Source organism: Bacillus sp. 01N45, from assembly GCF_056399205.1.
Map to the genome: position 1 here is coordinate 362,127 of NZ_JBFTQW010000002.1, position 20,930 is coordinate 383,056.

Sequence of the window (20,930 nt, forward strand, 5' to 3'; positions counted from 1 at the left end):
ATGACAATTTATATTACATTACTAAGAGGAATCAATGTAGGCGGGCATAAGGTAATCAAAATGGCGGATTTAAAACAAATGTTTGAATCAATAGAGTTAAAACAAGTAAAAACATATATTCAAAGCGGTAATATCGTGTTCGAATCTGAAAATGATGTTGATTTTTTAAATAAACGAATACAATCGGAAATTAAAAACGTTTTTGGTTTTGATGTTCCAGTCATGTTAAGAACACATGAGGAATTTATAAATATGATAAAAAGATGCCCCTATGAAGCCGATTCATTGCTAGAAGGTGAAAGTATACATGTTGCTTTCTTAGCAAACGAACTTTCTGAAAAAGAAAAAGATCAGCTGCTTATGCAAAAAAATGAGACTGAAGATTGCTATATTCATGAAAAAGTTGTGTATTTATTTTTCAAAAATAGCATTCGAAATTCTAAATTAATGAACCAGTTTCAGAAGTTACATACACCAGCTACAGTAAGAAATTGGCGGACTGTGAATAAATTAAAAGCGATAGTTGAGGGTATATAAATATAAAAAGGTGAGATTTTCTGTATATAGAAAATCTCACCTTTTTATTTATATTGTTTTGCGACTATAAGTTCGACGATAGGATAAATAAAGTATGAAGAACAAAGGGCGATAAAAAGAGGAAGATTCTTTATTTCATCGAGTAATAGGAATGCAAATCCTTCTGATAATAGTAAAACAAAAAACATAAGACATATAAGTACAAAATAAGCAATTTTAAAACTTTTATATTGTATTTGCTGTCCCATTTCATCTTGGCTTTCTTCCGATACTCCGTTTGGATCTCCCCACGTAATATGATTGATGAGGTAGCTAATTATTATTGCACTTGCGAAGATTGTTCCACCTAAAATCGCACCTTCAGAGATGTATTTATAGACTCCATGTATAAGTACTCCAAGTAACGATAAAACGATTGTTAGTAAAATGTAATTTTTGCGATTCATATTAGAAATGACACCTCCATAGTTGTAAAAACTCTTTACATCTATAGTGTAAAATTGGAAAAATTTTATGTCAAATACTTTTTACACAAATGGTGCAAGAACATGATATTTTGTTTTTATGATTAATAAAAAATTACATTACATTTGAATGTAAAAGAATGGGCTCGCATATATTTGGAAGGGATGTCAGATTAATTTAGGGGGTAGTTATGTCTATTCTATTAAAAGCTGGTGCTGATGCAGGAAATAACGGTTTGAAGTTAATGGTGAAAGGGCAAGACCCTATTTTTATTCCGAGTATATATTCTTTATATATAGGAGAGCCTACAGGATTGTTAGATGAGAGTGATGTTTCATTATCTGAATTAGAAAATCACATTGACGTGACCATTAGTTCTCCATCGCTAATGTTAAATAACGTGCGGTATATCGTTGGGGAAAAAGTCATTCAAGATCAATTAAAAGGCACTGAGGTTGAGAAGAAATCAAATAAGTCAACTGATGAGTTAATGGTTATTACAATTCTATCTGGTTTAGCAGTAAGTGCTATGCGTCAAAGTCCAACTTCTAGTCATATTAATATTCGTTATGATTTATCTGTTGCTCTTCCTATGCAGCTTATTACACAAGAAATAGCTGCGGAAAATGCGAAACGTTATATGGGCAATCATAAGGTTGTGTTCCATTATCCAAACGGACGTGATGTGACAATTAATATTTCAATCGAATATTGTAAATGCCTACCTGAGGGCGCTTCTGGTACGTGGGGCATTGTATATGATGAAGAAGGAAATGTAGTGAAACATAAAATAGAATGTGAACAAAATCAAGTTTCAGAAATTGATTTTGTTGATAAAACTTTATTGTCTTTTGATATTGGTGCAGGGACGACAGAAGAAGTAGTTTCACTAGGTGTGAACTTTAGACCACAACTAAGTAAGGGCTTATCATACGGTGTGAAAGAAACGTTACTACAAATTATTACAAGATGGAATCGGAAGTATCCAACAAAGACGATTGATAGTATTACAGAGTTTAACCAAATTTATTTAAATGAAAAGCACCCAAGAAATGCGTTACTAGTTGAAGAATCACAACCAGCATTATTAGGTTTAGCAGCGCGTGTCGCAACAGATATCATAAACAAAATTGATGACATGAAAGACGATCCATACGTATTTATTTATGGCGGGGGCGCAGTAATTATTAAAAACAGTTTAAAAATGATTTTAAAACAAAAAGGACGACTAACAAATGTAATCTTTGTAGATAATCCATTATTTACAAATGCACGTGGATTATTAGTCTACACTTGTTCGCCAAAATATAGAGAGCATAAGCAAAAAGAGTTAGGATTTACAAACTTAACGATAAGTTAGTTGGTGGAAGTATGCGATCTAGGCGATATAAACGTGGTGATCGAGTAAAAATCAATATTCATAAATCAGTATCACCTGAAATGATTGCATGGCTGAATAAACAATCAAACCCAACCAATTTCTTTTTCTTTGCAGCGCAGCAACTCTTTAAACAAGTAGGAGATATTGATGTGTCAAAAGCTATACCAAGTAGCCATGTTTTCTCATTATACGTGGAGCCATCATCTTTATTAAAGGTCGAAGTAAATCCCTTTAAAAACGTGCCACTAGAAGCTAATAAATCCACCGATAATATAAAAAAAAAATCATGGGAATCTGTTGATCAATTAGATTGTCCGTTTTTTTAAACATAGAAAAAATAAGTATTGCCCATCACTATACATACGGATACAGTGATGGGCTTTTTTACATGTAACGAATAGAAGGGGCACAAATTATGGTGTGCCCCTTCTATTCGTTATTTATCTATATTTTAGATGTATGTTCAATAACTGCATGAATGATGTCTTCCCAGTCATCAGGATGATTTTCATGTCCTGCGCCTTCAAGGGTTAGTAGGACTGAGTTAGGAATTTCATCAATAAGTGCGAGACCATGTTCAAAAGGGAGTGCAGTATCGTCTGTTCCGTGAATAACTAATGTAGGTGCTTGTATGGAGTGAAGCACACCTTCATAAGCATCATCACCTTGAAGTAAAGCGTGATTAAACATACTTAATAGATTGTTTGCGCGTTCTATTTCTTGTTTTACTTGATTATAGACTCTTTTTTCATCAAATGTTCGTTTGGACCCACATAATAGGCGAGATCCGGAAACTAAATATTTTGCTACAACATTTTTATTTGTCCAATCTAAATGCGTGCCATTTGCGTGATGTGTTAAAATTCTTTCGTCCATCGGAGGTAAATCGCGCGTGTTATCGTCAGAGCCTATCACACTTGTAGCCAGTAATGTTAACGTTAAAATTCTTTCGGGATGTTTTACAGCAGCAATTTGAGCGATCATTCCACCTAATGACATACCGAATAGATGTGCTTTATCAATATGATAAGCATCGAGGACCCCAATTGCATCTTCAGCCATATCTGTAACTGTATAATTGGAAGTTCCAGGCTCATATGTAACAGAGCATCCCACATCACGGTTATCAAAACGAATAACAAATTTCCCCGTGTTAGCTAACTGTTCACAAAACTCTTCATCCCAATAAACCATTGAACACGTAGCACCCATAATTAATAAAATAGCTGGGTTTTTAGGGTTCCCAAAGCTTTCTGTACATATATCAATCTCGTTTATTTTAAATATCTTTTCAGTCATAGAGTTCTCCCCATTTCTTTTGAATTTCATTAAAATACAATGTTGAGTGATTCTAAGGTGTATGTAAGTTTCGTTTTGGAATTAATAGTGTAATAACCCCTAAAAATAAGTATATAGCCATTCAAGGCAAAAAATTTTGAGAAATATTTGTATGTTATTAAAATAAATAGCAAGGAGGAATGGAAATGAAAGCAATTGTTATAGATCAATATGGTAATGTTGAAGAATTAAAAGAAAGAGAAGTTATAAAACCAATTGTTAAAGGTAACGAGGTATTGATACGTATTCTCGCGACATCTGTTAATCCTGTTGATTGGAAAATAAGAAAAGGAGACTTACAAGAACAGTTGCGATTTTCATTTCCAATTATTTTAGGATTGGATGTAGCTGGGGTTATTGAAGAAGTTGGGGAAGAGGTAGAGTGCTTCAAAGTAGGAGATAAAGTATTTACGAAACCTGAAAATATAGGGAAGGGCTCTTATGCTGAATTCATTACAGTAAAATCGGATTTAGTATCTTATATGCCTACTAATCTAAGTTTCGAAGAGGCAGCTTCTATTCCTCTTGCAGGACTTACAGCGTGGCAAAGTCTTGTAGATTACGCAAAAATAAAAGAACATGACCGAGTACTCATTCATGCTGGAGCTGGTGGAGTTGGAAGTTTGGCAATCCAAATCGCAAAATCATTTGGAGCTTTTGTTGCGACAACTGCAAGTAGTAAGAATGAAGAGTTTTTAAAGTCTTTAGGAGCAGATCTCGTTATTGATTATAAAAAAGATAAATTTGAAGAGTTACTATCAGATTTCGATATTGTATTAGATACAATAGGTGGCGAAGTACAAGAAAAAAGCTTTCAAATTATAAAATCTGATGGTGTGTTAGTTTCGATTGTTCATGAGCCAATTCAAAAAGTAAAAGGGATAAAATCAGGATTTTTATGGCTAAAACCAAACGGAAAGCAATTAGAAGCATTATCAAAATTAATTGTACACGGAAAAATAAAACCAATTATAAGTAAAGTTGTGCCGTTTAATGAAGAGGGGGTTAGAGAAGCTCATATTTTGAGTGAAGGTCAACATATTAGAGGTAAAATTGTAATGAAAGTCGGAGGATAATGAAAATAGTGGCTTGTAGAGAAAGTGAAGTTGAACTACAAAAAACGCAGAAAAAAATACTATCCAAAAAGTCACATTTTCATTTTGGATAGTATTTCTTATTGGATATGTAATGTTATTTCTATAATATACAGTTTCGTATTGTATCATGTAATTTCTCTAAACCAATCAACATATCTTTTTCATTTAACATCGAGTAGCTAATCCGTAATTGGTTATTACTTATATCTGTATTTAATAGACAAGCTGTTCCTGGTAAAAAAGAGACATCTACTTCATTTGCTTTTTGTAATAAGGTAAAGGGATCTATCGAATCAGGAAGTGTAATCCATAAATTAAAGCCACCATTTGGTATTTCAAATCGTAATTCTTTAAGTGGTGATAACATATCAATAGTTATATCACGTCTAATTTGTAAAGCCGTACGTAATTTTTCTAAATGATTTTTCATACGTTCTGCACGTAAAAAAGGAAGGAGTGCTTTTTGCGTTAATAAAGGACTACCGATATCCATTGAACCTTTTACAGCATATAACCATTCAAAAATAGGCCCATCGGCAATAAGAGATGCGATACGCAATCCTGGTGCTAACGTTTTACTAAATCCTTTTATATATATTACATGACCATTCGTATCAAAATTTTTGATAGGAGAGGAAATAGTAGCACCCTTAAAATATATTTCTCCGAAAGAATCATCTTCAATTATAAAAAAATCATATAGCTCTGCTAGTTCTATAAGTTCCATTCGCCGTTCATTACTCATTACTGTACCTGTCGGGTTCTGGAAAGTTGGATTCGTATACAATAATACGGGATTTTTACTTTGACAAATATCATCGATTAAGTCGGAGCGAACTCCATGATTATCAAGAGAAACTGGTATAATTTTAGCACCTTTATTGATGAAAATATCAAGCGCAGCACTGTAACAAGGACTTTCCACTAATACAATATCACCAGGTTTTAATAATGTTTGAGCAATTAAATCAATTCCTTGTTGTGCTCCGCTTGTAATTAATAATTTAGATGGATCGGTCACTAAATTCTGGTGTTCACTTAAGTAATTTGCTATTTCAACTCGCAGTTCATAATCACCCTGTACTGGCCCATAAGTTGCTAGGATCATCTGGTCTTTATGAAGTATTTTATGCATTTCGTCTGCTAAGAATGGATTTGGCAATAAACGAGGATACAAAATCGCTTGTGAAAAATCGTAATATTTTCGGTGCTGATTCATTGCATATTGAGATCGCATAACATTAATCGTTTTCGTTTGTTGCCATTTGTACGGAATTGGTTTGAAATCTTTCTTTACATGTTTATGTATATAAGCACCTTTTCCTTGCTCAATGCGTATATATTCTTTCTTTTCTAATTGCTTGTATGCTTTACGAACAGTTAATAGGCTAATCTGCAAATCTTCGGCCATAGAGCGTAAAGATGGAAGGAGGTCACCATGCGCAAGCATGCCACTTTGTACTCTTTCAACGATTTGCATATATATTTGTTGGTAATACGGTATGTTGGATTCTTTACGAAGGACAATCTTCATGGTTTCACCTTTTTCGTTTTTATTTTATTAAAGCGAAAAATATAAAGAGAATCAACTACAATTTTAAGTAACTGTTATATACATAGATACACTGTTATACACCATACCTTCTATACTCATGTTAAGAGTAAAAAGGAGGAAGAAAAATGGTCATTTTCAATTATATTTTAGTATGTATTATTTTCGGAACAACATTTTTAACGATAAAAATCGGAATTGAAGCAGGAGCGCCCCCATTATTTTCAGCAGGAATTCGTTTCTTTTTAGCAGGCGTCATTCTGATGATTATATTTAAGTTAAAGCGAAAGGAAATTATGCCACATGTATTTTCAAAACGTATTATATATGCTGGTTTTTGCTTAACGTTTATGACATTTGCTACATTGTACTGGGCGGAACAATATATTTCTTCAGGATTAGCTGCTGTACTTTCTGCTACGGGGCCGATGATGATTTTATTATTACAGGCAAAGAGAAATAAGGAAAAATTACAAAAAGAGCAACTTTTTGCTTTAATTATCGCACTAATAGGTGTTGTTTTTGTTTCTTTACCAGGAACGCACCAAGAAGTAAGTCTCATATGGAGTATCGCTTGTTTTGTTTTAATAATAGGAGAGTTATTTTACGGAATAGGCTCTATTCGCTCAAAAGAAATACTTTCGGATTTACAAAGTGTATCACCATTTCTCATTAATGGTATTCAAATGTTTTACGGAGGGGTATTATTACTAATCGCATCCGTCATAGTAGAACAACCGAATGTATCTGTATTAGCTTCATGGAGTGTACAGTGGCCTATTTTATATCTTATCTTTATCGGATCAATTGGTGGGCACGGATTATATTATTGGCTCTTATCAAAAACAAATCCTGTATTCCCGTCAACGTGGTTATATGTATCACCGTTAATTGCTATTATTGTAGGATATATCATATTAGGAGAACCTTTAAACCCTACAATGGGAATAGGTGCTTGTTTTATTTTGGTTGGTGTATTTTTAGCTAATCGATCCACACTCCGGAGCTATTTCAAACAAGGGAAATTATTTGAGAAGGAAATGTAGTTGTATAAAGAAGTAGCCCTGTATATAACAGGGCTGCTTGAATTTTATTCATGATACGGATTGACTTTATTTATTGGAAAGGCGTAATATTATTAAGCTATATGAAAGAGAACTATAAAAAGAGGGGAGTTATTATGAAAATGAATTGGACTGAAGTAAAGGAAAAAATTCGACCGCAAATTTCAAAACCATCATATGAAACTTGGTTTACTAATACTACTGTTTATTTAGAGGATGATATATTAACAATTTATTGTCCAAATGAATTTGCTCGTGACTGGTTAGAATCTCACTACAAAGAATTAGTATTTCATACATTAAGAGAAATGTTTAATACGACGTTTGAAATTCAGTTTGATCTATGTAATGACGAACCATCAAAGTTGAAAGATGTTCCAAAAGAAAGGCTAAATAGCTGGGATGAAGTAAAGAAAGCGTTAAGGCCAAAATTAGCAGAGAAAACATTTATAACCTGGGTTAGAAATACAAATGCTACTATAGAAGATAATACATTAATAATCTTTTGTGAGGATGCGTTTCATCGTGATTTGCTTGAAGGTGAGTATAAAAATATAATTTCAAGTACCGTACAGAAACTTACTAATGAAGAATATCAAATTTGGTTCGAAATAGAATCAAAAACCACTCCTATCACACATATTCATCATATGCAAAATAATCCACTCACTTCCGGACAAGAAGAACCCAATACAATTTGGAATGAAATAAAAGGTAAAATGCAATTAATAATTTCAAGACCTTCATATGAAACATGGGTTAAAGAAACGACAGCCAGAATAAATGAAAATTCATTAATCATTTATTTTGAAAACGAATTCCAACAAGGATGGGTTGAAAAGTCTTATAAAGATTTAATTGCGGAAATAGCTAAAGAGTTAACTGGAAATACATATGAACTTCAATTTGAATTAGAATCAAATAAAGATGCAACCAGTAGTGGTGAAAAATCAAAATCACCTACTGAAAATACTATTTTTGAATTATGGGAGCAGTTCAAATCTTCCAATGATGAGTTAAAATATAATAATGTAGAGGATAGCGAAAAACGCATCTAAGCATTAGATGAAAAAATTGTGAACTTAGAAAAAGTGATTGATACATTAGTGGGAAAATTAGAGGTAGTAGAATCAAAAACACAGTTGGAAAAATAACCAACTGTGTTTTTTACTTAATTTACTTTTTTTATAAACCCTTTATAATGACGTTTCACAAGCTGACTTTCTAACGTCTTCATTGTTTCAAGTGCTACACCGACGATGATAAGTAAGCTTGTACCACCAATTTGTGCAGAAGGTGGTAATGTAGCAATTTTTGTGAATACGAGCGGTAAAATTGAAATGGCACCTAAGAAAATTGCACCGATAAATGTTAAACGGTATAAAATTTTCGTTACATATTGTTCTGTTGATTTACCAGGACGAATACCAGGCACATAGCCATTTTGTTTTTTCAAATTCTCAGCCATTTGTTCAGGGTTTACTTGAATAAATGCGTAGAAGTATGTGAAAGCAACGATCAGACCGACATAAAGCGTCATTCCAAGTGGATGTGCGAAATCAAGATTTGCAACTAACCATTGCGATACGCTTGAATCAGGGAAGAGCTGCGCAATTGTACGCGGCGTCATTAAAAATGCGGAAGCAAAGATAACTGGAATTACACCAGCACTATTTACTTTAAGAGGTAAATGAGTGTTTTTTGCTCCTTGATATTGATTGTTTCCTGAAACAGCTTTTGCATATTGAATCGGTATTTTACGCACAGCTTGTTGAATGTAAATAACACCAACAACTATCGCTAAAATTACGAGACCAATTAAGACCATCTTTATGATGTGCATGAATAATTGATCGCCTGCATTTTGAAATTGTTGCAAATAAATTTGATTCGCAACATTTGGAATCGCCGCAACAAGTCCTGCGAAGATAATCATCGAAATACCGTTACCAACGCCATTAGCGGTAATTTGTTCACCTAACCAAAGTAAAAATGCAGTACCTGCAGTTAAAACTGTCGCAATAAATAAGTATGTAGTCCAGCTTTGATCTGTAATTAATTGTCCACCTGCTATATTATTAAAACCATAAGACATCCCAATGGCTTGTATGAATGCGAGAATGATTGTAAAGTATCGAGTGAATTGAGCTGATTTCTTTCGGCCCATTTCTCCTTGCTTTGCCCATTCCGAAAATTTAGGTATAACGTCCATTTGTAGTAATTGTACTATGATGGAAGCTGTAATATATGGTGTAATACCTACAGCAAAGATTGAGAAGTGTTGCAGTGCTCCTCCGCCAAATACGTTTAGCATACCTAAAACGTTAGCTTGATCTTGTACTTTTAATACCTCTGCGTTAGTATGAGGAACTGGAATAAACGTGCCAATTCGAAAAACAATTAGCATCGCTAGTGTAAAAAGAATTTTGTTTCTTATCTCAGCTACTCTCATGAAATTTGAAATCGTACGAAACATTATGTCGCCTCCTATATTTTTATCAGTTCAAAACTGATGGTTATATCCCGATGAAGTAACCACAAACCTCCTTCCGCATTAAATTCATTTGACAAATGGAATTTTATACACTTTGTAGTTTTCTCGGATATAAAAATATAAGGTGTTTTTTAGCGACCAATAAGCTTTTCGTAATCATTCAATACACATAATATATCGAATAAATTAACAAATGTACATACATACGCATGAAAAATGAATGAATAGGGGCATTTTTTACATTTATTTAATGCTAGATTGATAATTAGGAACGTTTTATGTAGTTGTATTGAAAGGATTCGGTGGAAAGTATTATGGTGTAGCTGCAGCACATGATAACCTCAAGGAAATCTTCAAGGATGTTGAGAAAACTCATATATTTAGTCGTGAATTAGAGAAACAGTAGTGAAGGAAAATCTTTCTTCTATAGAGAATATTTCTAACGCAGGAATCTAAGTATATAGGTTCTAATGAAAGGAGAATTCACATGAATACATTTGTAAAGGACAAGTTTTATGAAACGAGAAATCAATTATTTGAGGAAATTACTTTGTTAAGTGATACTCAATTTAATAGAAAACCAGATAAGGATAAATGGAGTATAGCACAAGTTTGTCATCACTTAGTTTTATTAGATGAGAGAGTTATAACGGTTATTTTGTCAGGATTAAAAAAGATGGATAGTTTCCAAAATGAGCGTAAAGAAATTCATACTATTGTATTAGATAGATCAATAAAATTTATAGCACCAGAAATGATTGAACCAAGTATAGAACCATTTGAAGTGCTGCAAATGGTTGATTTGTTAACCGACTCTAGAAAAGCATTGATGCGTTTTCTGAGTACAATAGAAGATGAATCTAAATTGGCAAAAAAATCAGTGATGCATCCAGCTCTTGGAGAATTACTTCTTGATCAGTGGATAGAATTAATCTATTTGCATGAACAACGTCATATAGAACAAATCAAAGAGGTAAAATTGCTTTGTGAAGTTGAAAAGTAAAAATTATTATCTATTTATTGAGCGATTTAGGAAAGCATCAAGGGTTCGAGTGATAAAATATAAGTCCTGATAAGCAGAAGAAAATACGAAACTAGCAGATCTTACTCTTGAATAGGAAACGAATATTCGAAAAAAAACTGAATCCGAATTGTTGTATAAGTGGAACCCCGTCTTAAATGAAGAACGGGGTTATTATTTTTGGAAGTGATCTCAGCATTTTCATTTAGAAGGAAATAAATTAGCAATGAAATCCGAAAATGTAATCAGCATTACACACTATATCTTTAAGTTATAATGATTTCCGGAAATGAGTTATATGTCCATAATTTTGACAGTACATATACATCTACCGTTGGTTTAGCGCTCTTCACACGTTGGAGGAAGAAGTAAATGCTATTCTGCTAGGGGGTATATGCATTTTATTCTCTATATTTTCACAGCAGAACCACCTCCAAAATTTTCTTTTGCAGTTGAAGTTTTCCGAATAATAAGTTACATTTTTAAAGTTCAAGCAACTTTATGAAAGTACAAAAAGGGGAGAAATATTGTTATTATGCAAAAAATGAAATGGAAGAACTATTTATGTTATTTTGTTATTTTTATACTTCTTGGAACAGCAGTAACAGTCAAACCATCTATCTCAAAAGCTGAGGAATCTGATGTTAATATTACACTGTTAGGTACTGCCGATATTCATGGTAGATTTATGCCTTGGGATTATGCGCTTGATGGTGCAAATACGAGTGGAAGTTTAACGCAGCTTTATACGGTTATAAAGAAGGTGCGTCAAGAAAATCCCAATACCATATTAGTAGATGCTGGGGATACAATTCAAGGAAATTCAGTAGAGTTATTCAATGATCAGCCACAATCGCCAATGATGGTAGCGATGAATGCAATGGAATATGACGCCTGGGCATTTGGAAATCATGAATTTAACTTTGGATTAGATACATTGAAAAAAGTTAGTGAGCAATATAAGGGCAAGACACTAGCAGGAAATATTTATAAGGAAAATGGAGAGCGTTTTCTTCCTGCATATACAATTGTTGAAAAAGGTGGAATTAAAGTCGGGATTATTGGTATGAATACACCAATGATTAGTGATTTTGAAAAAGGGACAGATCATTTGGATGGTTTAGTTGTGAAAAATCCAGTAGAAGAGACAAAAAAGGCAATTAAAGAATTAGAAGGTAAAGTAGATGTAATGGTAGGCGTTATGCATATGGGACTAGAAAATGAGAATGGAATCCCTGGTACTGGTGTTCAAGATATTGCGAATGCTTGTCCGGAACTAAGTGCTATTTTTGCAGCTCATATGCATAAACTTGTTAAAAAAGAAGTTGTAAATGGCGTTATTATTACAGAACCAGATAAATATGGAACACATATCTCACGTATTGACCTTACTTTTACAAAGCAAGATGGAAAGCTGGTTTTAAAAGATAAAACTGCTACAGCTATACCTGTAAAAAATACTGATGGAACAACAATAGTATCTGATCCTACACTTGAAGACACACTGACACCTTTTCACGAGTATGCGAGAGGAGATGCAAATGTTGTTGTCGCTCAATTAAAGGGTAGAAACCTTGTTCCTGAAAATGAAATAAAGGGTATTCCAAGTGTGCAGATTCAAGAGACACCTTTATCAGATTTCTTTCATGAAGTCATGCTCTACTACAGCAAAGCAGATGTAGTCGCCCATCAAATTGATAACGATAATGCCCGTTTGGATGTAGGTCCTATTAAGAAGAAAGATATTGCGTATAACTATCAATATGCTTTGGGAGAAATTACAGTATATAAGGTAACTGGGAAAGACTTAAAAGACTATATGGAATGGGCGGCAGGGTACTTTAACTCATCTCGTGCCGGAGATGTAACAGTTAGCTTTGATAAAACCCGTCGTGCTTCTAAATACAGTACGAACGATTTCTTTGGAGGCGTAAAGTACGAAATTGACTTAACAAAACCCTATGGAAGTAGAATTACAAATTTACGCTCTATTCGTACAAATAAACCAATCAAAACGAAAGATGTTATGACGCTGGGAATGAATGCTTATAGAATGGAGGCTCTTCAGGCGAAAGGTGGAGCTTTAGAGGGGCGTAAGTTTGAACAAATATGGTCATCTAAACAAGAGAATGCATTTGGGGAAACTGGTGGCACCATTCGTAACCTTGCTATTACATATTTAAAAGAGGTAAAGAATGGTATATACACACCAAAAGTTATGCATAATTGGAAAATTACTGGGGTGAATACACATTCTTCAGAGCACAAGGCTGTAGTGGATCTTGTGAATAAAGGGATTTTAGAAATTCCAAAAACAGAAGATGGAAAATATACAAATATAGCATCTATAAATACTAAAGATTCAATTACAAAAGAAGAGATTGTAGCACTCTCACAAAAAGTTAATATTAATCCAAATCAGTTTAATCATGTAAAAAGAAAAGGTGAATTTTACAAAAAACTTAGTAGGATAATTAAATAAATATAAAATAGATAGCTCTCGTGCAAAGAACTATTAAACTTGGACATACCATTATCCTAAAAAAGTCTGTGATCGGTATGGAAATATAAAGAATCAACAATAAAAAGTCCCCTGGATCATTAAACAAATCCGGGGGATTTTTTATTTGAATAATTATGGTTTTATTTCTTACTATGCATATTTATAATATGCTTTAAAAGAACATACCTTGAGCTAATAACATGCAATAGATGTGTCCTTTACTATATTTAAATGGGAGACAAATTAAAGATATTTTTGACAAAATAAAAAAGCCTGAAACTCATATGAGACTTCAGCTATCTCATAACGTTACAATCCATCTTTGCAGCTATAGACATACATAACAACATTATATTAAAAAATCTAAATTGTAGATGCGCTGCTTCACTACAGTATTTATATACTATATACATCATAAAACAAAACACGCACTTTCTTTTTCTTGTTTATCAAGGTCATTAGTATTCATTTGATCCATCTTTATCCTAAATCAACTTCATGTCCGAAATATAAGTTTAAATAAGTAATATAAATTATAAGATGTCCTATAACAATTTTTATTTTAATAGCATTAAACCTACTCTTAAAATAGTAAAGAGTGGGTTTTTATGTTGTTATTTAGATGTAAGGGCACTTTGATTAGAATGAATATAGATAATTAACAACTAACCAATTGGATGAGCGCCTAAAAGAGCTCTTTTTTATTGAAATTAATATACATATATGTGTCGTTCTTTATTTATATCATCGACCACATATATGTAATTTTGCATAATGTTACATAAATTGTGTATTTTCCCTTTTTTTCGACAGAAACAGGAAGTATACTTTGTACAAGCTTTCTATTTCAAAAATTATACGAGGTGAACAAAATGAAAAACAAAAAGACATTAACTAAGGTAGCATTAACAACAGGTTTAGCTTTAACGGCTGTTGCACCATACGGAGTAGGTTATGCAGAGGAAACAGATCAACTTCAAGTTCAAATTCAGGAAGAATCGTTCCGTTCGGGTGAACTTACACAACCGTCACAAAAGGCACCAGAGAATGTAGTAAAAGATGCTCTTAAGGAGAAAACAGAACAAGCTCTTTCTCCAAAGCAAGTCAATGGAGAAACAGGAGTAGATTATAAAGTTCTTCAAAAACGTGGTTCATATGATGGGACTACACTTGTACGTATTCAGCAAACATACGAAGGAAAAGAAGTATACGGCCATCAATTAACTGCACACGTAGATAATAACGGTGTTATTAAAAGTATTTCAGGCGATAGTGCGCAAAATTTAAAACAAGAAGAATTGAAAAAAACTATTAATCTATCAAAAGATGAAGCAAAACAATATATTTATACGAAGTACGGGAACGATATCAATTTTATTTCTGAGCCCGAAGTTAAAGAAGTTATTTTTGTTGATGAAAATAATGGACAAGCTAGCAATGCATACCAAGTTACATTTGAAGCTGCAACACCAAAATATGTTTCCGGAACTTATTTAGTAAATGCACAAAATGGTGATATGTTAAAAAATATGGTACAAGAATCTAACTTAAAAGCAAGTGAAAAACTAGTTGGAGCATTAAAGAAAAGTAAAAAAAGCAATCTTACATCATTAACTGGAACAGGAAAAGATGATTTAGGTATATCACGTACATTTGGAATCTCTCAACAAAGTAATGGCAAATATGCTCTTGCTGATTATACAAGAGGGCAAGGAATCGAAACATATGATGTGAATTATAGAGACATTACTAAAGAAGAAAGCTATTATCCTGGTACATTAGCAACTAGTACTTCGACAACATTTAACGATCCAAAAGCAGTAAGTGCTCATTACTTAGCAACAAAAGTATTTGATTTTTATAAAGATAAATACAAGCGTAATAGCTTTGATAATAAGGGACAAAAGGTAGTTTCAGTTGTACACGCTTGGGATTCTGGAGATACGAATGATCCGAAAAATTGGCAGAATGCATTAAGTGCGAATAATGGAAGTATGCTTGTATACGGAGATCCTATCGTCAAGGCATACGACGTAGCTGGCCATGAATTTACACATGCAGTTACTTCTAGCGAATCTAATCTTGAATATTACGGTGAATCTGGTGCGATTAATGAGGCGCTATCTGATATTATGGGAACATCTATTGAGAAATACGTAAACAATGGAAGTTTTAACTGGACTATGGGAGAACAAACTGGATCTGTTTTCCGTGATATGGAAAACCCGGCTTCTGTTCCATCTTCACTTGGAGTACCTTATCCAGATGATTACAGTGAATTTAACGATTTTAATGGATGGGATCAAGGTGGCGTTCATTTTAATTCAAGTATTATTAATAAAGTTGCGTATCTCATTGCAAAAGGTGGAACTCATAACGGTGTAACTGTTAAAGGGATTGGTGAAGATAAAATGTTTGATATCTTCTATTATGCAAATACAGATGAGTTAAACATGACTTCTAATTTCAAAGAGTTGAGATCAGCATGTATTCGAGTGGCAACGAATAAATATGGAGCAAATACTGCTGAAGTTCAAGCAGTTCAAAAGGCATTTGATGCAGCAAAAATTAAGTAAGTTAGAAATATAGTTTTCATTCATATATTATTACGTTATGAAAAACAGCTACTGTCATTTTAAAGATAGTAGCTGTTTTTTATACAGCAATGTATGATTGAAAATACACTTACTAAGCAATAATTAGGTTGTCTATCTTTATGAAGTTACGACACATATATAAGGTTTAAAGTGTATAAAAACAGAAAATTAATAATATATTGACCTCTTAATAGAAAGTGCTATAAAATGAAAGCGATAACAAACGATTGCTTTAAAATGATTTCCTTGATCTTTTAGTATTTACAAATATATGAAGACATAAATAAACCTATTTTTTTAAACATTAATGCAAACGTTTTCGTATTAAAAGATCATTGAAATACATATGTGAAAATAGCCAATATGGGGGTGAAGTAAAAGAGAGTTCTAGATTAATTTAAGTAGTGTAATTTAGTACGAGCATAATAAATTGTACGTACTATTTAAAGAAAGGGTGTATGTGGTGCAAATGATAAAAAGATTAATTAACAAATCAGTTTTATTACTTACTATAATCGTTATGTTATCATCTGTTTTCTCTTTTCAAAGTGTAAAGGCAGTTTCAAATTCGAAAACAACTGAAGTTATCATTCATTACAAAGAACAGTCTGGAAATACAAAGGATTGGAACCTTTGGTTATGGGGAGAAAATGCGAATGGTAAATCATATGAATTTACTGGTGAAGATGAATTTGGAAAGTACGCTAAGATTAATATAGATGATGACTATAATCGTGTAGGATTTATTATTCGTACAAATGAGTGGGAAAAAGATGGTGGCGATCGTTGGATTGAAAATATAAAGGACGGTCGTGCTGAAGTGTGGATTCTTTCGGGTGATGATAAAGTATATACTTCTAAGCCTTCTTCGGATCTATCAATTCAAAAAGCAACTATTGATAGTTTTAATGAAATCACTGTAACGACTAATGTTCCGTTTAATAGTAAGGAACAGAAAATTGAAATTGAGGGCATTAAAATTAAGGAAATTAATCCTTTTGATAAAAATGGTGGAGATATTACAAATAAGGTGAAAATAATTACGGAACAGAAAATTGATTTAAAACAGACATACAAAGTTAAAATCGAAAACGTAGCTGATACGTATACCGAAATCGGTAAAGTCATTCGTAGTGCGGAGTTTGATCATTCATTTTATTATGGTGGTAACGATTTAGGTAATATATATACACCACAACATACAAAGTTCCGTGTATGGGCTCCTACTGCGAGTGAAGCGAAGTTAGTTACATATAAAAAATGGAACGATAAAATAGGTACTGAAATAAACATGCAACAAAGTGAAAAAGGCACTTGGAAAGCAGAACTTACAGGGAACCAAAAAGGTCTCTTTTATACGTATAAGGTGAAAATTGGTGATAGGTGGACAGAAGCAGTTGATCCGTATGTGCGTGCTGCTTCTGTAAATGGAGATAAAGGTGCAGTTGTTGATTTAGAAGAAACAACTCCTGAAAAATGGAAAACAAACAAAAAGCCAAAATTTAAAAATCCGGAAGATGCAATTATTTATGAATTGCATGTACGTGATCTTTCTATTCAGCCCGAAAGTGGTATAAAACATAAAGGAAAATATTTAGGTGTAACTGAAAAAGGAACAAGAGGGCCTAAAGATGTGAAAACAGGACTTGATCATATGAAAGATCTTGGTGTTACGCACGTACAGCTTTTACCGATATTTGATTATGCTTCAGTAAATGAAGAGAATTTAAACGAACCACAATATAACTGGGGATATGACCCGAAAAACTTCAACGTTCCAGAGGGATCCTATTCTACAAATCCATATGAGCCAACTGTTCGAATAACTGAATTAAAGCAAATGATTCAAACACTGCATGATAATAATCTTCGTGTTGTGATGGATGTAGTATATAACCATATGTATAACGCTGCTGAATCTAATTTTCATAAGTTAGTTCCAGGTTATTATTACCGTTACAATGAAGATGGAACATTTGCAAATGGAACTGGAGTAGGAAATGATACAGCTTCAGAACGAAAAATGATGAGAAAATTTATGGTGGATTCGGTCACATACTGGGCAAAAGAATACAATTTAGACGGATTCCGTTTTGATTTAATGGGGATTCATGATTATGAAACAATGAATGAAATACGTAAAGCTGTTAATCAAATTGACCCTTCTATTATACTGCATGGGGAAGGTTGGGATTTAAATACACCTCTTGCAGCTGAATTGAAAGCAAATCAAAAAAATGCAGTGAAAATGAAAGGGATTGCTCATTTTAACGATAATATACGTGATGGATTAAAAGGTAGTGTATTTGAGGAGAAGGAAAATGGATTTGTAAATGGAAAGGACAACATGGAAGACCGTATTAAAAAAGGGATTACGGCAGGCATTGACTACGATATAAATTCGTCTACTTATCAAGATCCAGAGCAGGTGCTCACTTATGTGGAAGCGCATGATAATCATACATTATGGGACAAACTTGAGTTAACTAATCCAGGTGACAGTGAAGAAGTGCGAAAACAAATGCACAAATTGTCTTCTTCAATTTTATTAACATCACAAGGCATTCCATTCTTACATGCAGGACAAGAGTTTATGCGCACGAAATATGGTGATCATAACAGTTACAAATCTCCTGATTCAATTAACCAGATGGACTGGTTGCGCCGTGCAGCATTTAATAATGAGGTAGAATATATGAAGGGCTTAATAGAATTACGCAAAAAGTACTCAGCTTTTCGAATGACATCTCCAGAACAAATAAAAAAACATATAGCTTTTATGGATACTCCCAAAAATGTTGTGGCTTATTCAATAAAGGGAAATGGGAATAAAAATGAATACTTTATGGTGACTCACAACGCAAATAAGGAAGCCGTTGACATAACACTTCCATCGAAAGGTCCGTGGAAAGTACTAGTAGACGGAAAACAGGCAGGTAGTAAAACACTTTATGTTGTCCATGATAATAAAATTAAAGTTCCTGCATTAAGTTCACTAGTTTTAAAAACGGAGAAACCAATTAAATAAAAGCAAATAATGTGGAAGTATATATAGAATTGAGTAATTTAAATACGGATTATAAATGCAAAAAGCGAAGTGACGGTTATTTTCACTTCGCTTTTAAAGTTCATGTAATATAATTTCACATACTGTAATTATATTACAAATTAATAAAAGAGATAGGCAAGGAAACATTGCTATTATGATAGGAGGAGGCGAAGATACCTTGATGTTTATCATTAAAATTATCTAAAATACATTCTTAATTTATATAATTTTTATTACATATTCGAACATATAACGGGCTAGATGTTCGAGTTGTATTAATTTCTACAAATCGTTTAAAGATAAAAAAGGCTTAAAAAGTATATGGCATAAAAAAGAGAAAAGACACCTTAAATGGTGTCTTTTCTCTTTTTTAAATACGATATGTTAGTAACTTACTTGTATGTAATGGTACGTTACATTGTTAAACTAACTTCAAAAGAAAAATTTTAAATTTTTTTCTTAATCTATATGTAATAAATATCACGAGAAAATTTTATCGATATAACAAATAAAACTTTCTCAATATTAATATGTTTAATAACTATACCCATCTGCTTTCCAATCCATTACAATAATTTCACATTGCAAATGCGTCAATGTTCTTAATATTCTAAATGGTTTATACCTTATAGGATTACTATGGGAAAGGATGTGAAATATCTAATAAAAAAACACTTTTTATGATGAAATAAAAAAAATTAATGAAGAAAAAGTTATTTCATTATTTTCAAATTTCGTTGAAGTGCATGTATTTATAATCACTATGAGACAAGGATCAGAATCTAAAAAATATTTTTTGTAGATTAGAAAATTGCATTTCAAAAATAAGTTAAAAGTTTATGGAGGGTTATATGAACGAGAAAATTTATTACTGGTCTCCTATTAAGCATTGGGAGAAGTTGCATAATGAAGTTTTGATAGGGGACATGAGATTTACAGGCATTCTATCTGAGTGGTTTCCTGAGTTTTATTTTATGGCTCAAAAAGGTGTAAAAATTAGTAAACTAGTAGAGCGCTTTTCTTTAGGAAATATAGAAGAGACACAAAAAACAATAGAGCTTATGATAAAAAATCGTGTGTTAGTAAGTAACATATTACACCCAAGAGAAGTATTTTCCACACAAGAAAAGATTTTTCCGAATCCATATAGCAACCAGATTCGCTTTTCTAAAGAAGAGTTAGATACATATATGCGTGAACAATTTAATCGAACGCACGTTGCTGCGCGATCAACCGAAATTCAACTTGAAACAACAAATGAGCTACCCACTATAATCAAGGAACGTAGGTCTTGTCGCCAATTTGATATGAAAAAACATATTAATTTTTTAGAATTTTCTCATTTCATATCAACTCTAAAACAGGTTAGGGAAGAAAAAATATACTATCATTACGCAAGTGCAGGCGGACTCTACCCTATTGATATCTTTGTTTATATAAAACCAAAACGTATAGAAGGTATAAAAGCTGGGTTTTATTATTATAACCCATCAAAAAATAGTCTTGTGATTGTAAATAACATTGATCAAGTAATCAAAAGTGATCATGAGTTAATTAACCAGGATTTATTTACTCAATCTGCTTTCTCAGTTTATTTGGTTTATAATGCGAACGCTTCCATCCCGAAATACGGTTCAGATGGATATTTATTTGCTTGTATTGAGTCAGGCATTATCACTGCTACCTTAAATATGGTTGCTGAGACATTAAATTTAGGCGTTTGTTCAGTTGGTCATATGAAATTTGAAGAGATTCAGCAATTTTTATGTTTGGATAACCATCAAGTATTTCTCCATGGGCTTGAAGTTGGCCTGAAAATTAACGAATAGAAG

General features: G+C 32.8%; 14 protein-coding genes and 1 pseudogene. 11 read left to right on the forward strand and 4 right to left on the reverse strand.

Annotation, left to right across the window (positions count from 1 at the left end):
* The gene (locus AC1DMU_RS06110) at positions 1-537 is read left to right on the forward strand and encodes a DUF1697 domain-containing protein (protein WP_087983901.1); all 537 of its coding nucleotides are present in this window, start codon (positions 1-3) and stop codon (positions 535-537) included.
* 44 nt (positions 538-581) lie between these two features.
* On the opposite strand, the gene AC1DMU_RS06115 is transcribed toward AC1DMU_RS06110, so the two are convergent.
* Positions 582-983, reverse strand: coding sequence for a DUF2178 domain-containing protein (locus tag AC1DMU_RS06115; protein WP_088063657.1), 402 nt, complete (start codon positions 981-983; stop codon positions 582-584).
* A 209-nt stretch (positions 984-1,192) separates the two neighbouring features.
* On the opposite strand from AC1DMU_RS06115, the gene AC1DMU_RS06120 reads away from it, so the two are divergent.
* Together AC1DMU_RS06120 and AC1DMU_RS06125 are read left to right on the forward strand one after the other, a co-directional pair.
* A complete protein-coding gene (locus tag AC1DMU_RS06120) occupies positions 1,193-2,362 on the forward strand; it encodes a ParM/StbA family protein (RefSeq protein WP_000025617.1) in 1,170 nt (389 codons plus the stop codon).
* A gap of 11 nt (positions 2,363-2,373) precedes the next feature.
* Positions 2,374-2,709, forward strand: coding sequence for a hypothetical protein (locus tag AC1DMU_RS06125; protein ID WP_001257747.1), 336 nt, complete (start codon positions 2,374-2,376; stop codon positions 2,707-2,709).
* A gap of 118 nt (positions 2,710-2,827) precedes the next feature.
* On the opposite strand, the gene mleBCA is transcribed toward AC1DMU_RS06125, so the two are convergent.
* The gene (gene mleBCA / locus AC1DMU_RS06130; protein ID WP_088063656.1) at positions 2,828-3,682 is read right to left on the reverse strand and encodes a BCA family alpha/beta fold macrolide esterase; all 855 of its coding nucleotides are present in this window, start codon (positions 3,680-3,682) and stop codon (positions 2,828-2,830) included.
* Positions 3,683-3,867: 185 nt separating this feature from the next.
* On the opposite strand from mleBCA, the gene AC1DMU_RS06135 reads away from it, so the two are divergent.
* A complete protein-coding gene (locus tag AC1DMU_RS06135) occupies positions 3,868-4,797 on the forward strand; it encodes an NADP-dependent oxidoreductase (RefSeq protein ID WP_088063655.1) in 930 nt (309 codons plus the stop codon).
* A 121-nt stretch (positions 4,798-4,918) separates the two neighbouring features.
* Here AC1DMU_RS06135 and pdxR read toward each other — a convergent pair whose 3' ends face one another.
* Positions 4,919-6,352 carry a MocR-like pyridoxine biosynthesis transcription factor PdxR gene (gene pdxR, locus AC1DMU_RS06140; RefSeq protein WP_088063654.1) on the reverse strand — a complete coding sequence of 478 codons (1,434 nt, stop codon included), beginning with the start codon at positions 6,350-6,352 and terminating at the stop codon, positions 4,919-4,921.
* Between the two features lie 146 nt (positions 6,353-6,498).
* Here pdxR and AC1DMU_RS06145 point away from each other — a divergent pair, with 146 nt between their 5' ends.
* Both AC1DMU_RS06145 and AC1DMU_RS06150 read left to right on the forward strand, forming a co-directional pair.
* Positions 6,499-7,416: a DMT family transporter gene (locus tag AC1DMU_RS06145; protein ID WP_060486758.1), complete on the forward strand. Its 918-nt coding sequence runs from the start codon at positions 6,499-6,501 to the stop codon at positions 7,414-7,416.
* Positions 7,417-7,550: 134 nt separating this feature from the next.
* Positions 7,551-8,588, forward strand: a pseudogene (locus tag AC1DMU_RS06150) (DnaA N-terminal domain-containing protein).
* Between the two features lie 17 nt (positions 8,589-8,605).
* On the opposite strand, the gene secY reads toward AC1DMU_RS06150, so the two are convergent.
* Entirely contained in the window at positions 8,606-9,910 is a 1,305-nt protein-coding gene (secY, locus tag AC1DMU_RS06155) for a preprotein translocase subunit SecY (RefSeq protein ID WP_048547274.1), read from the reverse strand.
* Positions 9,911-10,415: 505 nt separating this feature from the next.
* Between secY and AC1DMU_RS06160 the strand changes: the two genes are divergently transcribed.
* The 5 genes from AC1DMU_RS06160 (at position 10,416) to AC1DMU_RS06180 (ending at position 20,927) form a co-directional block, all read left to right on the forward strand.
* A complete protein-coding gene (locus AC1DMU_RS06160; RefSeq protein WP_060486760.1) occupies positions 10,416-10,931 on the forward strand; it encodes a DinB family protein in 516 nt (171 codons plus the stop codon).
* Positions 10,932-11,484: 553 nt separating this feature from the next.
* Complete coding sequence (locus AC1DMU_RS06165; protein WP_088063653.1) at positions 11,485-13,431, forward strand: bifunctional metallophosphatase/5'-nucleotidase; 1,947 nt, start codon at positions 11,485-11,487, stop codon at positions 13,429-13,431.
* A gap of 893 nt (positions 13,432-14,324) precedes the next feature.
* The gene (locus AC1DMU_RS06170) at positions 14,325-16,028 is read left to right on the forward strand and encodes a M4 family metallopeptidase (protein ID WP_087984479.1); all 1,704 of its coding nucleotides are present in this window, start codon (positions 14,325-14,327) and stop codon (positions 16,026-16,028) included.
* Positions 16,029-16,512: 484 nt separating this feature from the next.
* The gene (gene pulA / locus AC1DMU_RS06175) at positions 16,513-19,077 is read left to right on the forward strand and encodes a type I pullulanase (RefSeq protein WP_088063652.1); all 2,565 of its coding nucleotides are present in this window, start codon (positions 16,513-16,515) and stop codon (positions 19,075-19,077) included.
* 872 nt (positions 19,078-19,949) lie between these two features.
* Complete coding sequence (locus tag AC1DMU_RS06180) at positions 19,950-20,927, forward strand: SagB/ThcOx family dehydrogenase (RefSeq protein WP_142291754.1); 978 nt, start codon at positions 19,950-19,952, stop codon at positions 20,925-20,927.
* The last annotated feature ends 3 nt before the right edge of the window (positions 20,928-20,930 follow it).